Genomic DNA, 15,267 nt, shown 5'->3' with positions numbered 1-15,267 from the left:
AGTCGTCATCGGGCTTAACTTATTCGACGCCGCATTCGACCCCCATTTAAGGTGCCTCATGAAGCTTCGTCTCGCGGCAGTCCTCGCCCTTGCCTTCCTTCCGCAACTCAGTCAGGCCCAGTTTCCGGAGCCAAACGGAGGCGATCTCGAGCGCGGCGTCCTTCCGCAGCATTGGGCGACCGGTGGCCCGAAGTGCATGGAAATGCCCGAGTGGCAGGTCCACGAGTACAACCCCAATCTCTATATCCTTCGCCAGTCCGGCTGCACCGATGCCGAGATGCCGTTTCTCTATCTCTTCTTCGGTAAAGACCGCGGCCTGCTCTGGGACACCGGCTCGCGCAACGGGAATCTCGTCCCAACCTTTCAGCGCGTCGTCCACAACTGGCTCGAGCGCAATCACCGCACCAGCATCCCTATCATCGTTACCCACTCCCACTCGCATGAAGATCACACCTTCGGCGATGCAGCTCTCCAGGCCTTTTCCGATCCGGCGATCCCCATCACATTCGTTCCGGCCAAGGTCGCGGATACCACGGCCTTTTTCCATATCGCCAACTGGCCTGAATCGCCCGGCGAAGTGAACCTCGGCGAACGCAAACTCGACATCATTCCCATCCCTGGCCACGACGTCGTCAGCATTGCCCTTTACGATCGCAAAACCGGCGTGCTTCTCACCGGCGACAGCCTGTACCCTGGCCGACTTTACATCCGCGACTTCGCTGCATTGCAGGCGAGCACCGAACGATTGATCGCCTTCGTCCATGGCAAGCCCGTCGCACATATACTCGGCAACCACATCGAGCAGTCCCGCACCCCGTTCCTCGATTACCCCATCGGCTCGATCTACCACCCCGACGAGCACGTCCTCGACCTGACCTACGGCACATTGCTCGAACTCGAAGACGGCCTGAAGTCCATGCAGGCCTCCCCGCACCTGCTCGCCACCCGCGACTTCACCATCTGGCCGCTCAGCAAGGACGACCGCGGCCTCGGCGCCAAAATGGAAGAAATCTACAAGCAGACGCAGGAGCGCGAGCTCAAGAACAAATGGGATCAGCCGAAGTAGCTTATTCCCTAAGCTGTTCAACCCTTAAGTATCGGAATGCTCATCGTCGCTTGACGATGAACCAACGTTGGTGCCACAATTCCGACCAACATCAGCGCAGACAACCGCTACGCGCGGACTGCGCGCCCGACCTGAACCAATCCTCGCAGTCAGGTTGCAGGTCGCGGTTTGGAGGAATCCCCATGGCACTCTCAGAATGTCCAACCCACCTATCGATCGTTCCAGCCTCCACAATGCGATTCCTCACCCTTCCGTTAGCTGTCTTCCTGCTCGTCGTGCCGCTGGCCGCTCAATCGGACGCTCCGTTGCAACCACCTCTCCTCGCCCCCCAGTCTGGAGCCATATCCCAGGCAAATGCAGTTCCATCTGCCCTCACTCCAGAGCAACTGGGCGATCTTCACATGGCTCGCCGCCGCTATCAGGCGGCCATCCAGACCTATCATCAGATGCCGCATATCTCTCCTGCCGTTTGGAACAAGATCGGCATGGCCAACCAGCAGATGTTTGTCCTTGAGGAAGCGAAAAAGAGCTACGAAAACGCCCTGAAAATGGATCCGAAGAATCCAGACATCCTCAATAACATGGGTACGGTCTATTACTCGTTGAAGCAATTTGCCAATGCCGAAAAGTATTATCGCAAGGCGCTGAAACAGAGCCCAAAATCAGCCTTGATTTACAAGAATCTCGGCACCGATCTTATGGCTGAGGACAAGTTCAAGAAGGGCTGGGACTGCTACCAGGCCGCTCTGGCGATTGACCCCGAGATATTTGAGCGCAGCTTCCAATATAGGGTAGGCGAACCTACTCCCGCCCAAAGGCGCGGCGCGATGAATTTCTATCTCGCCAAGAGCTACGTGCGTGTCGGCATGAACGACCGAGCCGTCGATTACCTGCGCATGGCCATCGACGAGGGCTTTACCGATCGCAAGAAAGTGCTTGCCGACAAGGAGTTTGCCAGCCTGCGTGGAATACCTTCGTTCGAGCAGCTCCTGGTTGAGCAGGCTCACGCCCAGTAGAGAGCGTGCCTGTCAGGTGAGGCGGTTGTAAGGCCGCCTCTGACGGCGTGAAGCGGAAGGCCGGTTGCACGGCGCAAGGTTTGCTGGACTTCTGCCACCGCGGCCAACGCAATATCCGCTGGCGTATCTCCACCCAGATCCAGGCCCATCGGCGCATGAAGACGATCTAGCCAAGCCCCCAACTGTGCATCTACCCTCGCGGCCGGAACGGACAGAGAATGTGCCACGGCCAACAGCACCTCTGACGTTCTGTGACGTGGCCCCAGCACTCCCAGATAAGCCAGAGCTTCCTTCAGTAATTCGCCCAGGATGCGAGTGTCCTGCTCCAGACTGTGCGTCATCACCACAGCGGCATCCGTAGGCTTCATTGCAAATGCAGGCCATTCTACTGCGCCAAGCACGTGCACCACATGCGCCTCCGGAAACCGTGACGGGGTAGCGAGGTTCGAACGTCCATCCGCCACGGATACATACCAGCCAAGCTGCCTTGCCAACTTCACCACCGGGATCGCATCGTCACCAGCTCCAAAAACAAACAGACCTGTCCTGGCCGGTCGCCATTGCAGCGAAACCGAGACCACCTGGCCTCCCTCCAACTGCACACTCTGCGAAAAGGACCGCTGCTGCTCGAAACACTGCTCAGCTAATTCCGAAAGCTTGGCTGTGAGAGCGGGCAATTGAGTAGCCCGGTCGTCGACCGGATTCGGCCAACACACCCGCTTGCCAATCCAATCGCCCTCCAGGACAGTGGCCACCGCCATCGCGTTGCGCTCAGCGAAATCCTCCGCCAGTCGCTCCAGAAAAGCGCTGGCAGTGGCACTCCGCTCCAACAGCAGATGCACTACCCCGCCGCAGCCCATCCCAAACGGCACTTCCCCATCATCAGCGCTGGTGGAGTAGCGCCGGAGCACAGGTCCGTGCTCCGTGTGCCAGAACGCCTTGCGTGCCACCTCAGCCTCCAGGCAGCCACCGCTAATCGTCCCAGCCCGGCGGCCATCGGCGGCAACCAGCATCTGCGCCCCAGGCTTGCGGTAGCCAGACCCATCGACCGCAACCACCGTCGCGAGCACATAATCCGTCCCTGATCTGCGAAGGTCACGCCACAGCGGCAGGATGTTTTCGAGGTCGCTCATTTGAATCCTCTAAGAAACCTCAGACTTCGCGAATCTCGGACTTGAGTAGATCTTCGATGCGCACCGGCAGTTCGCGAACGCGCACGCCCGTTGCGTGGTAAACCGCTGCTGTGATCGCCGGAGCCATCCCCGCAAGCCCGATTTCGCCAATGCCGCGCGCTCCGTACTCACCCATCGCAGGATCTGGATAATCGAGAAATGTCACATCGATCTTGGGGGAATCAGCACACGTCGCCATCAGGTAATCGGCCATACTGCCGTTGATCGGTTGGCCATTCCGCTGGTCGTAGACCGTCTCCTCCAGCAATCCCATGCCGACACCCATTACAACGGCGCCCATGATCTGGTTGGTAGCAGCCTTCAGGTTGATGATCCTGCCGCCGTCAATCACCGTGACTACGCGGCTTACGCGCAGTCGCGCAATATCCGGCTCCCACTCCACCTCAACAAACTGGCAACCGTAGGAGTGCAGCGAAACACCCTTTGACTTGGGATCTTCAAAGGACGGAATTGTCTTGCCTTCGGCACTCAATCCACTCAGTCGCGCAGCCGTGAGAATGTTGGAGAATTCCGTTCCGTTGGAAGCGGCCTGATCGCTCTTGTGGAGCCGTCCGTTGGTGAATGAAACAGTCTTAACATCAGCGCCTTCCAGCGGCGACCCTGCTGTGCTCGTCGCCAGATCGGCAATCTTGCCCATCACATTCGTTGAAGCAGCAGCAATCGCGTTGAGCACGGAGCCGGTCACCATCGACCCGCCAGACATAGGTCCGTCGGGCAGAGCACTGTCACCAATCAGCACATCGATCCGGTCCAGCGGAATTCCAGTCTTCTCGTGCACCACCTGCGCGAAAACCGTGTAGGTTCCGGTGCCGATATCCTGCGTTCCGCAACGCACACAGACGCGGCCGTTGGCGCAAAGCTCAACAGTAGCGGTGCAGGGAAGCCGCATCGCTACCCAACTTGCACCAGCCAATCCCCAGCCGAGAATCTTTCCGTCGCGACGCATCGAGCCAATACCGGCCGTGCGCTTCTCCCAGCCGAACTTCTTCGCGCCGGTCTCCCAACATTCCTTCAAATGCCGGGAAGAGAATGGCATCCCATTGCTTCCATCGGTCTCTGCATCGTTGACCAACCGAAGCTGCAGCGGGTCCATCTTGAGTTCGTCCGCGAGCTCATTCATAGCAGCTTCTAGCGCAAACAACCCCGGAACAGCACCTGGCCCGCGCATGTACATCGGCGCTCCCATGTGTCTGCGTACCAACCCGCTTGTGACTTCGAGGTTCGCGACGGTATAGAGATAGGGGGTAGCCTCACCACAACCCTCATCGTAGTCGTCAAGCTGAGACGTCACGTTGAGATAGTCATGCCGCAACGCCAGTAGCTTGCCTTCCTTCGTTGCTCCCAGCTTGATCGCCTGCTCGGTGCGCGGGCGGTACCCCACATTCGAGAACATCATGCGCCGGTTCATGCTCAGCTTGACCGGCCTGCCCAGCTTGCGCGAAGCTACCGCCGCCATCGCAGTGAGCGGCCAGGGAAACAGCTTTCCGCCAAAGCCAGAACCAAGGAACTTCGTCACCACGCGGACATTCTCAACCGGCAGCCCCAGCACCTGCGCCATCACGACGCGATGATTAATCACTCCCTGCGAAGTCTCGTACAGAGTGACCCGGTCACCTTCCCAAACCGCAACCGAAGCATGCATCTCGATCGGATTGTGCGTCTCGACAGGAGTTACATACAACGCGTCAATCTTGACTGGTGCCGAAGCGAACGCCGCGTCTGGATCACCGCGCTTGGAAACCGATTTGCGCTTGCCATTGAAGTCGTCCAGCTTCGTACGCAGGCTGGCAGGGCTTGTCTCGTACTCTATTTTGACGGCTGCCGCTCCGGCCGTAGCTTGCTCAAATGTCTCAGCGATGACGACTGCTACATGCTGACCCCAGTGACGAATCGTTTCGTCTTCAAAAGCGGAACGCACCTCACTGTTGGTAGCGTTCTGGTCGCCGGGAACAGAGCGATAAAGCTGCCCTATATTGCCGTGGTGGAGCACCAGCACAACGCCAGGCATCTTCTCCGCAACGGATGCATCGAGCCGCTTGATCCTGCCGCTGGGAATTGTGCTCTGTACCGCGACCGCATGCGCCAAGTTCGGGAAGTGAAAATCAGCTGCGTATTGCGCCGCACCGGTCGTCTTCAACGGCCCATCGATGCGCGGCACCGCCGCGCCGATAATGTTCTTACCTGCAGAGCCCTTGCTCATCTGGCTCACTGCTTCCGTCGCTGAAACCATCGTCGTTCTCCTTGCTATGCCCGCTTGCCAACGTGAGACTAAGCAGTCGCCATCTTCAGCGCGCGTGTCACACAACGCCTCGCCAGTTCAACTTTGAACGCATTCTCGGTATGCGGCTTCGCACCTTTCAGAGCAACCTCGGCCGCTGTCTTGAATGTTGCGGGCGTGGCAGCCTTGCCCACCAGCGCAGCCTCTGCCTCATGCGATCGCCAGGGTTTCGTTCCCACGCCGCCCATCACCACCCTCACTGCACGAATGTGTCCGCCCTCAACCTTTGCCACGACCGCCGCAGATGCCAACGCAAATTCATACGAAGCGCGGTCACGCAGCTTCAGATAAACCTGCCTGCTTCCAATGGCGGGAGGCAGTTCAACGTGAGTAATGAGGTCGCCCGGTTCCAGCACATTCTCGATATTCGGCGTCGTTCCCGGCAGCTTGTAAAACTCACCAATCGCCACTGCCCGCTTACCCTTCGTGCCTTCCATGTGGATCACCGCATCCAGCGAAGTCATTGCAACGCACATATCGGATGGATGAGTTGCAATGCAGTGATCGCTCGTCCCGAGGATCGCCATCATGCGGTGATGTCCTTCAATCGCAGAACAGCCGGAGCCCGGTTCGCGCTTGTTGCATCCACCCGAACTGGGATCGCGGAAGTAGGGACAACGCGTGCGCTGCAGCAGATTCCCACCCGTCGTCGCCATGTTCCGTAACTGCGGCGACGCGCCCGAAAGGAGCGCCTGCGACAGCACCGGGTAACTCTTCAAAACTTCGGGGTGATGCGCCAGATCGGAATTGCGAACCATCGCGCCAATCTTCAGCCCGCCATTCGGCAACACTTCCACCTGTGCCAGCGGAAGCGCCGTCACATCCACCAGCGCGGACGGCGTTTCTACACCCAGCTTCATCAGGTCGACGAGGGTCGTTCCACCAGCGATGAATTTCCCTGCATTGCCCGCTGCCTTCTCAATCGCTGTCGGCTGCTCATAGGTAAAGTTGTGCATCGTATCCTCGCTTCAAATCTGCTCTGCTTGCCAATTTTTGCGACCCAGCCCAGGGAACGCTTAAGCCACGGATGGACTAGAAACCTTGCCGCGCACCTGCTGCACGGCCGCCACAATGTTCGGATATGCCCCGCAACGGCAGATATTGCCCGCCATGCCATGCTGCACATCCTCATCCGTCGGCCCGATGGGCTCCTTCAGCAATGCCACCGCGGACATGATCTGCCCCGACGTGCAGTAGCCGCACTGGTAGCCGTCATGTTCGACAAATGCCGCCTGCATTGGGTGCAGGTTGTCCGGCTGTCCGATCCCTTCGATCGTCGTGACTTCCTTGCCTGCGGTCATGACCGCCAGCGTCAGGCAGGAGTTCACGCGCCGGCCATTGACGTGCACCGTACAAGCGCCGCATTGGCCGTGATCGCAGCCCTTCTTTGTCCCCGTGAGGTAGATTCGCTCGCGCAGAAAATCCAGCAACGTGACTCGCGGCTCCAGACCAGCCAACTCATACTTCTTACCATTGATCGATACAGCCGCGAGCGAAGCGGGAGCTTCCTGCGCAGCGGAGACAGTGGCGGCGGGAGCAGCCGTCATCGAAATCGGCGAAACACCGGCCACCAGTCCGGCGGCACCCAGCCCGGAAAGAAAGCCGCGGCGGCTGACCCGGCTGGCGCTTCCAGACTTGTTTCCAGTCTCCGAGAGTGGCTCTAACTCCAGCATTTGCTGGTCCGCGCGCAGCTCGGCCTTCTGTTTCGGTTGGTCTGCCATCGAAACCTCCAAACAATCTATTCGCCCATCCTATCCCATGGACGCGCCGTGCGGTAGAGCGTTACACCACCGCTGAGGCCATCAAATTTCATCCACATTGATCTCCCGGAAAGGGCACTCTTGTGAGTCGTATATCCTCTCGAATCGAGTCGTATCAATACGATTGAGCGGCCACTGACTCGCCTGCCGTATGCTGAATCAAGTGGAAACTCAAGTGCACAATCAGGATCACTCGCTCTACCAACAGATGCTCGCCGTAGCCCTCGATGAAGCTCGTCTCGGCCACGCGGAAGGCGGCATCCCCATCGGCGCAGCTCTCTTCACCCAGGACGGCAAACTCCTCAGCCGCGGCCATAACCGCCGCGTGCAGGAGGGTGACCCATCCATCCACGGCGAAACCGACGCCTTCCGTCGCGCCGGACGGCAGAGCAATTACCGAGACCTGGTCATGGTCACGACCCTCGCCCCTTGCTGGTACTGCAGCGGCCTTGTTCGACAGTTCAACATCGGCACCCTGGTTGTAGGAGAGAGCCGTAATTTCCAAGGTGGAGTCGAGTGGCTCCGCGAGCACGGCGTCAAAGTCATCGACCTCGATAGCCAGGAGTGCGCCGACCTGCTCCTCAGCTATACCTCCGCCCATCCGGAGATCTGGAACGAAGACATCGGCGAACTCCCACCCGAATAGCGAATATGCTCTCCAGCGGTTCTCGGCACCAACGAGTGGCAGCGACTTTGCGAGCGATTTATTTTTCGGAACCCCTGGAAATTGCATTGACACGCGCATAAGGCATAGCTAATCTATGCCTATGTCAATGATGCCTAGCAGCGATATGCCTAAATCTGGCATGCCTTCCGGCGCTCTCGCCATGCTCATCCTCCGCGTCCTGAATTCCGGGCCGCTGCACGGCTACGCGATCGCCCAACGGATACACGTCCTTTCGAGCTCTGTCCTCGAAGTAGAAGAAGGCTCGCTTTATCCAGCTCTCCAGAAACTCCTGCTCAAAGGCTGGGCCTCTGCCGAGTGGGGCATCTCTGAAACCAACCGCAAAGTCCGCTTCTATCGCCTCACTGCCGCCGGGCAAAAGCAGCTCGAAGCCGAGCTGAGTGAGTACGACCGAGTCACTCAGGCTATCCAATCCGTCCTGCGCACCGCGTAGGCAAAAGGCCCATCCGAAGTCTCACATCGAGGTCAATCATGGAAAAGCTCAACGAGATTCTCCGCCGCATCGGTTATCTGTTTACCCGGACTCGCCGCAGCCGCGAACTCGCCGACGAAATGGCCTTCCACCGAGATATGGCTGAACGCACCGGACTACCGGAAGCCCGTCGCCGCTTTGGCAACCCGGCGCTGCTCCGCGAGCAGGCGCGCGAGGCCTGGGGCTGGACATGGATCGATCGCTTCTTCCAGGATGTGACCTACGCCGCGCGTACCCTCCGCCGGTCGCCCGGATTCTCGATCACGGCCATTCTCGTCCTTGCAGTCGGCATTGGCGTCAACGTCACCGCGTTCAGCCTCTTCAACATGATGTTCCTGCAATACATCCCCGTGCGCGGCGCCGACTCCATCCTCCGCCTGCAACGCCGCTCGCCCGACGCTTCCACGAACACCGTGTCCTACGCTTCGATGGCATACTTCCGCGACCATGTCCGCACGCTATCGGCCGTCATGGGCACCATGGGCGTCCCAGGCCAGCAGTTGGAGAACGATTCCAAAGCTGTCCAGATCGGATTCGTCACCGAGAACTACTTCAAGGAGTTGGGCTCTCAGCCCGCTCTGGGGCGCATGATCGATCCAGAGCAGGAGCGGCAGGGGAGCGCTCCGGTTGTGGTACTCAGCAACGGCTTCTGGCAGAGTCACTACGCTTCTGACCCCAATATCGTCGGCAAAATCATCCATATCAACCAGAAGCCAGCCACCGTCATCGGCGTAACCTCCTCTCTCTTCATAGCTCTTGGAAATCAGCATTTTGATATATGGGCTCCTATCACCCAGGCCGGCTATTTCATCGAAGGCAACACCACCGTCTCCACCACCGACTTCAGTGGCTCAGGCGTCGAAATGTGGGGCCGTCTCGCACCCGACATATCTCCTAAAGTCGCTGAGCAGGAACTGCTTGCGCTCACCAACGAGATACGCAAGCTCGCCCCGAAAGACGTCTGGGACAACGAGTACATCCGCAGCGACCCAGGGGGGCATGACCAAATCATGCAGCCCGATATGGTCATCGTCCTCGTTGCCGTCGGTGGGCTCTCCTTCCTGATCCTTGCCGTGGCCTGCGCTAACCTTGGCGGTCTGCTGCTCGCGCGCGGCGTTGCCCGCGAACACGAAATCGGCATCCGCGTTGCCATTGGAGCCACGCGCGGCCGTATCTTCCGTCAACTCTTCACCGAGAGCATTCTGCTCTCAACCGTCGGCTCCATCACCGGCCTCCTCCTCGGCTACCTGACGCTGCGCATCACCATGGCTTACGCGAATGCACCGGTCTGGATGACCGCTAGCCCCGACTGGCGCGTCATAGCCTTCACTTTCGCGGTCGGATTGGTGGCGGCAACCCTCTTCGGCCTCGCTCCGGCCATGCAGATTGCCCGCCAGCGCCAGCGCCGGACGCTCGTCCGCCAGATCTTGCTCGGTGCACAAATCGCAGCCAGCTGTCTCCTGCTCATCGTGTCAGGTCTGCTTGTCCGCGCCGCCCAGCATGCGCTCCATGCCAACCCAGGCTTCGGTTATGAGCAGGTTTTATCTATCGACCTGGGGCAGGGAAGTCACGGCTATAAGCCCGCCGATGCGCGCAACCTGCTGACTCAGTTCAAGGCCCGCGCACTGTCTATTCCCGGAGTGACAAACGTCGCACTCACTTCCATGCAGCCACTCGGTCACAATCGCGTCTCGACCATCTCAAACACCATCAATGGGCACCTGGTCCGCATCTTCCCGTTCACCGTAGACCCGGACTTCTTCGCCACCATGCAGGTACCTCTGCTCCGTGGCCGCAACTTCTACCCCGGCGAACAACACGCCGTCATCATCAGCGACTCGCTCGCCCAGAAACAATGGCCTGGGGAAGACCCAATCGGCAAGCAGGATGCCAGCGGCTCCGGCCCCGGCGACATCGTCATAGGTGTGGTCGCCAACGCCCGTTTGATGGACATGCAGGACGGCGATACGGTCGAACTCTACCACGCCGCGCAGGAAGCCAACATGAACGACCTCGTTGTTCTCGTCAAAACCGCGGGCGCTCCAGACGGCCTTGCTCCGTCGCTTCACGCTATCACCAGCGATCTCGACCCCAAGCTCTTCCCCGAAATTCGTCTACTCAGGGCGGAATTTGTGAGCGAAACCAAGTCAGCGGGCGGTATAGCGAAAACCATCAGCATGCTCGGCTTCGTTGCCGTGCTTCTGGCCAGCCTGGGCATCCTTGGTCTCGTAGCCTACACCGTCTCTCAGCGCACCAAGGAGATCGCCATCCGGCTGGCACTTGGCTCTTCGAAATTTCAAGTCGTCGCTGCCATTCTTCGCCAATTCTCCTGGCCCGTTGTGATGGGTCTCGCCGCCGGCACGATTACAACGGCGGCCATCTCGCAGATCCTCCGCCGAATCCTGTATGGCGTCAGCAATCTCGACCCCATCAGCTACGCAGCCGCCATTGCAATTCTCATGGCTATCTTCGGCATAGCTGCCGTCCTTCCTGCCCGCCGCGCGCTCCAGCTCGATATAGCAAGAGCTCTCCACCAGGAATAAGCCCGTCAGGGTCGAACTCCGGTCTCGCGTTTGAGACCGGGTTCCCCCCGACCGCCAAAATCATCCTTGGTTCCGTGCACCTGGATACATCACAATGGCTGCATGTCCACCGTGCGTCTCTTCGCTTGCCTTCTCGCTCTCAGCCTTCCCGCGGCAGCCCAGCAAATCCCTGCAGCCCTTACGACTGACCCGCCCCGCGACAAAGCCAATCCGGCGGCTATGCAGTCGTTTCAGATTCCCAGCCATGGCGCAGCACTGAACGCCATTGCCTATCTCGCCCCCGGAGCCGGCCCGCACGCGACCGTCATCGTTCTCCACGGTTTCCCCGGCAACGAGAAGAATCTCGATCTTGCGCAGTCCATTCGTCGTGCTGGCTGGAACGCCGTATTCTTCGACTATCGCGGTAGCTGGGGTTCGCCCGGCAGCTTCACCTTTGGCAACTGTATTGAAGACACCCAGGCGGCCATCGCCTACCTGCGCGACCCTGTAAACTCCGCCAAACTCCGCACCGATCCCAAGCGCATTGCCCTCATGGGTCACAGCATGGGCGGATTCCTCGCCGCTTACGCCGGTTCACACGACCCGGCCATCCTCGGTACAGCGATGATTTCCGCCGCCAACATGGGCTACATGCCCAAGGCTGTTGAAGTCCCGAACGATCCCAAGGCGTCCCTCGCGATACTCGCTAAGCGACTTGAAGACGAAGACATCCTGCCCCTCGCCAACTGCACCGGCGAAAGCCTCGCGCAGGAGTTAACTGCACATCAGAAAGATTGGAATTTTCTGGAATATGCGGGACAGTTCGGGAACCGTCCGCTGCTTCTCATCAGTTCCGAGGATGGCCTGGCACCATTCTCGGCAGCTCTGGCAGCTGCCGTTCGCAAGCAGGGAAGCACCCACGTGCAGGAAGCGCACTTCGCCACCGATCACAGCTACTCTGACCAGCGCATAGCCTTGCAGATTACCGTGCTCAACTGGCTCTCGACCCTGAAGTAGGGGAGAGCCAGAAGCATCGGCAAATTAGAAGTGGTAAGCCGCGCCAAACGTAGCCCGCGGATTTACCCGGGAATGCGGCGAGAAGCCCTCATTGTTCGGGTCCAGCACGAACGAAGAAACAATCCCATCGCCGGAAGCCCGCACCGCCCAGTGCTTGGATACGTTGTATTCAAATCCGCCGCCCACAGCGTAAGCGAACGCGATATCCGGCTTCGCGCCAACGTTGCCCGTGTGCGCGCCGCCAAACATCACATGGAAGAATCCAGTCAGATTGTCGGCAGGAATGTAGACCTCAGGGCCGGCCAGAAAAGTCGTCACCGTCGGGTTTGCATGGGTCGTCGAGGTAGCCGTCTTCAGATAGTCTCCGAAGTCGACCGTTCCGCCAAACCACTTCTTCAGCTTCGCGTCAGCTCCAATATTAAAACCGAGAAGCGCTGAGGAACCCTTCACCTGGTTCGCGCTCGAATAAGCAATACCGCCGAAAGCCTCATAGCGGGAAAAATCGGGAGCAGCAGCCGGTTTGGCCGTCTGGCCCATCATGCTCATAGGCAGTAGCAACGCAACAACAGACAACAAAAACTTACCCTTCACCAAAATCTCCTAACACTAGCTCGTAGCTGGTCTCTCAATAGACGGACCAGACCGCAATTCGAGAGTTCTTATTCAGCTTATCAGCCCGAATCCGGCTCATCTTGAGCAATTGGAGCTTCGCCAGCCAACATCAAGGGCGGCGTACCAGTTGGGACGCCCGGGTTCACCTGGATAGAGCCGTAACCGGGCCAACCGTCAGCCCATGAAGCGCCTTAGGCGGCAGCTTATCCTGCAAAATAGCGGATCACCCGTGCCCCGTGAAGGCACGTCAGGAATCGCAAGTAACGTTTGGCAACTCAAAGAGATGCGTTTACATCCAAGAACGTAAATCTGCTCATGGCAAGACTTTCGGGGGCGAAATGGCACTGGTGTACGTCGTAGATGACGAGACGTTGATCGCAACAACCCTTGCGGCAATCCTAAAAAGCAGCGGATTCGAGGCCGTTTCGTTCACTGACCCGCTCGAGGCTCTGTTGGCGGCCGAGTCGCGCTGCCCTGATGTCCTGCTTTCCGATGTCATGATGCCCCAACTCAATGGAGTCGACCTCGGCGTTCAATTCAAAGCCATTCACCCGCACTGCAAGGTGCTTCTGTTCTCCGGCCACGCTTCAACATCCCATCTGATGAGCGACGCGAACAGAAAAGGCCACACGTTTGAACTGCTGACAAAGCCGGTCCATCCCGTCGACCTACTCGCCACGATCAAAGAAATGACGGAAATGACCGTTTAATTTGGGTGAGGAGCGGGCAACTCTGCGGCCTTCTCCGCATGCGCCTCAGGATATTCCCGGTCGAGATACCACGGGATATTGATCACCACGATACTTCGATTCCCCTTCATCAGCAGCAGCACCTTCAGCAGATCAGCACGCCGGTTGTGCATCAGGTTTTCCCACCAGTGCCGGACCACGAGCTCAGGCACCAGTACGCAGATTCGCTGCGACTCATGCGGTTTGATGGCAAGGATGTAATCGACAAGCGGCTGCAGAATATACCGGTACGGAGAAGTCAGCACCACCAGCCTGGGTACCGGCTTGCAAGCCAGATGCAGCGGGTTCACTACCTGCTTCTGCCATTCCCTGCTGATCTGGTCCGGCTCTTCACCGGACTGGACATGCACGCAACGCACATCGGTAGAGAGCGAAAGCCCAAACGAAACTGCCTTCTCTGTAATCCTGCTCCACCGGTCGATAGGCATTACGACAATCGGCTCCTGCACCGATGCCGAAACCAGAGGAGTATCCAGCCTGGTCTCCTCCGCCACATTATCGTAGTGATTGCGCACTGAACGCATGATCACGATCATCGCAGGAATCAGCAGCGCCGTGATCCACGCCCCGGTCGTGAACTTCGTCACCAGAACGACCAGCGTCGTAATACCGGTCGCCACAGCGCCAAGCCCGTTGACGAACATCCGCCCCGGCTTGCCGCCAGCCTTCTTCCAGTGCACCACCATCCCCGCCTGCGATAGCGTAAACGCCAGAAATGCTCCAATCGCATACAGCGGAATCAGCCGGTCCGTAACGCCATCAAAGATGATCAGGAGCACCGCCGTTAGCGCCACCAGCACATAAATTCCCCACGAATACAGGAGCCGACGTCCCCGCAGCAGGAACACATGCGGCAGAAAATTGTTCAGCGCAATCGCCCGGGTCAGCCGCGGAAAATCGGCAAACGCGGTATTCGCCGAAAGTGCGAGCACCAGCAGGATCGACGCGATCGTCGTGTAATAGAACCACCCCTGGCCCATGACCGCCCGCGTCAGCATCGACAGCACGCTCTCGTAATGCCAGCCATTGGGATCAGTCGCCGCCACACCATAACCGCGGCAGAGCAGCGCAATCCCCAGCAGCAGAACAAACAGCAGCGCAATGATAATCGTCAGTGTCTTCTTCGCATTGCCACACGCGGGGTCGCGGAACGCCGTCACGCCGTTGCTTACCGCTTCGACGCCGGTCATCGCCGCGCAGCCCGAAGAAAAGACCTTCAGGATGAGCCAGATTGAGATCATCTCCGTCGCCGCCGCTGGCTTAGGCAGCGGCATCACCGGCACCGGGCTTCCGCCGCTGGCGATGATGTGCCAGCCTCCGACGCCGATGATCACCAGCAGCGTGATCAGAAACAGATACGTAGGCACCATGAACACCACACCGGTGTCATGCACTCCACGCATGTTCACCAGCGTCAGCAGCGCCAGAATCCCCAGGCAAAGCGCCAGCGTATGCGGCTGCAAACTCGGCACGGCCGAAATCAGCGCACCCACACCCGCCGAAATACCCACTGCCGCCGTCAGGACGTAGTCGATCATCAGCGCCGCCGCCGAAAGTAGCCCAGCATTGTCGCCCAGGTTCTCCGTTGCTACGGTATACGAGCCGCCACCATGCGGATAAGCATCGATCGTCTGGCGGTAGCTGAAGTAGACGATGATCAGAAGCGCCAGGATCGCGCAGCTGATGGGCACAATCTCCTTCACGCCCATCAGTCCCAGCGGAATCAGCAGCGTCAGCGCCGCCTCCGGCCCGTAAGCCGCGGAGCTCAGCGCATCCAGACCAAAAATAGGAATGCCCGCAACCGGACCTATGTGCTCCGCGCGCTCCTCCGAAGTAGACAGAGGACGGCCAAGCAGCAAATTCAGAATATTAGAGCCTGAAGCCATCGAAAAAATCC

13 protein-coding genes are annotated in these 15,267 nt (G+C 59.0%); 7 read left to right on the top strand and 6 right to left on the bottom strand.

Features of this window, described 5'->3' with window-relative positions:
* The first annotated feature begins 58 nt into the window (after positions 1–58).
* A complete protein-coding gene (locus AC5S27_RS14765; protein ID WP_493935330.1) occupies positions 59–1,066 on the top strand; it encodes an MBL fold metallo-hydrolase in 1,008 nt (335 codons plus the stop codon).
* Positions 1,067–1,248: 182 nt separating this feature from the next.
* A complete protein-coding gene (locus tag AC5S27_RS14760; RefSeq protein WP_493935329.1) occupies positions 1,249–2,082 on the top strand; it encodes a tetratricopeptide repeat protein in 834 nt (277 codons plus the stop codon).
* Here AC5S27_RS14760 and AC5S27_RS14755 read toward each other — a convergent pair.
* Genes AC5S27_RS14755 through AC5S27_RS14740 form a run of 4 tightly spaced genes read right to left on the bottom strand, consistent with a single transcriptional unit; the run spans position 2,070 to position 7,274 of the window.
* Entirely contained in the window at positions 2,070–3,215 is a 1,146-nt protein-coding gene (locus AC5S27_RS14755; RefSeq protein ID WP_493935328.1) for an XdhC family protein, read from the bottom strand. The two genes, AC5S27_RS14760 and AC5S27_RS14755, sit on opposite strands and share 13 nt — an antisense overlap.
* 19 nt (positions 3,216–3,234) lie before the next feature.
* Positions 3,235–5,505, bottom strand: a complete 2,271-nt coding sequence (locus AC5S27_RS14750) for a xanthine dehydrogenase family protein molybdopterin-binding subunit (protein ID WP_493935327.1) — start codon at positions 5,503–5,505, stop codon at positions 3,235–3,237.
* A gap of 38 nt (positions 5,506–5,543) precedes the next feature.
* Entirely contained in the window at positions 5,544–6,509 is a 966-nt protein-coding gene (locus AC5S27_RS14745) for an FAD binding domain-containing protein (RefSeq protein ID WP_493935326.1), read from the bottom strand.
* A gap of 60 nt (positions 6,510–6,569) precedes the next feature.
* The gene (locus AC5S27_RS14740; RefSeq protein ID WP_493935325.1) at positions 6,570–7,274 is read right to left on the bottom strand and encodes a (2Fe-2S)-binding protein; all 705 of its coding nucleotides are present in this window, start codon (positions 7,272–7,274) and stop codon (positions 6,570–6,572) included.
* Between the two features lie 214 nt (positions 7,275–7,488).
* Between AC5S27_RS14740 and AC5S27_RS14735 the strand changes: the two genes are divergently transcribed.
* The 4 genes from AC5S27_RS14735 to AC5S27_RS14720 all read left to right on the top strand — a co-directional run bounded on the left by AC5S27_RS14735 (position 7,489) and on the right by AC5S27_RS14720 (position 12,009).
* A complete protein-coding gene (locus AC5S27_RS14735) occupies positions 7,489–7,959 on the top strand; it encodes a nucleoside deaminase (RefSeq protein WP_493935324.1) in 471 nt (156 codons plus the stop codon).
* A 145-nt stretch (positions 7,960–8,104) separates the two neighbouring features.
* Positions 8,105–8,431, top strand: coding sequence for a PadR family transcriptional regulator (locus tag AC5S27_RS14730; RefSeq protein ID WP_493935323.1), 327 nt, complete (start codon positions 8,105–8,107; stop codon positions 8,429–8,431).
* Positions 8,432–8,469: 38 nt separating this feature from the next.
* Positions 8,470–11,013 carry an ADOP family duplicated permease gene (locus AC5S27_RS14725; RefSeq protein ID WP_493935322.1) on the top strand — a complete coding sequence of 848 codons (2,544 nt, stop codon included), beginning with the start codon at positions 8,470–8,472 and terminating at the stop codon, positions 11,011–11,013.
* Between the two features lie 102 nt (positions 11,014–11,115).
* On the top strand, positions 11,116–12,009 hold the full coding sequence (locus AC5S27_RS14720; RefSeq protein WP_493935321.1) for an alpha/beta hydrolase family protein: 894 nt from the start codon (positions 11,116–11,118) through the stop codon (positions 12,007–12,009).
* A gap of 24 nt (positions 12,010–12,033) precedes the next feature.
* Here AC5S27_RS14720 and AC5S27_RS14715 read toward each other — a convergent pair whose 3' ends face one another.
* Entirely contained in the window at positions 12,034–12,600 is a 567-nt protein-coding gene (locus AC5S27_RS14715; protein WP_493935320.1) for an outer membrane protein, read from the bottom strand.
* Positions 12,601–12,857: 257 nt separating this feature from the next.
* Between AC5S27_RS14715 and AC5S27_RS14710 the strand changes: the two genes are divergently transcribed.
* Positions 12,858–13,331 (top strand): response regulator, encoded by a 474-nt coding sequence (locus AC5S27_RS14710; RefSeq protein WP_493935319.1) that lies wholly within the window; start codon positions 12,858–12,860, stop codon positions 13,329–13,331.
* On the opposite strand, the gene AC5S27_RS14705 is transcribed toward AC5S27_RS14710, so the two are convergent.
* Entirely contained in the window at positions 13,328–15,256 is a 1,929-nt protein-coding gene (locus AC5S27_RS14705) for an APC family permease (protein ID WP_493935318.1), read from the bottom strand. The two genes, AC5S27_RS14710 and AC5S27_RS14705, sit on opposite strands and share 4 nt — an antisense overlap.
* Positions 15,257–15,267: the final 11 nt, after the last annotated feature.

The sequence above is a fragment of the Acidicapsa borealis genome (genome assembly GCF_059115245.1).
Note: the sequence above shows the minus strand (reverse complement) of the source record. Positions and strands in the feature narration are given on the sequence as shown.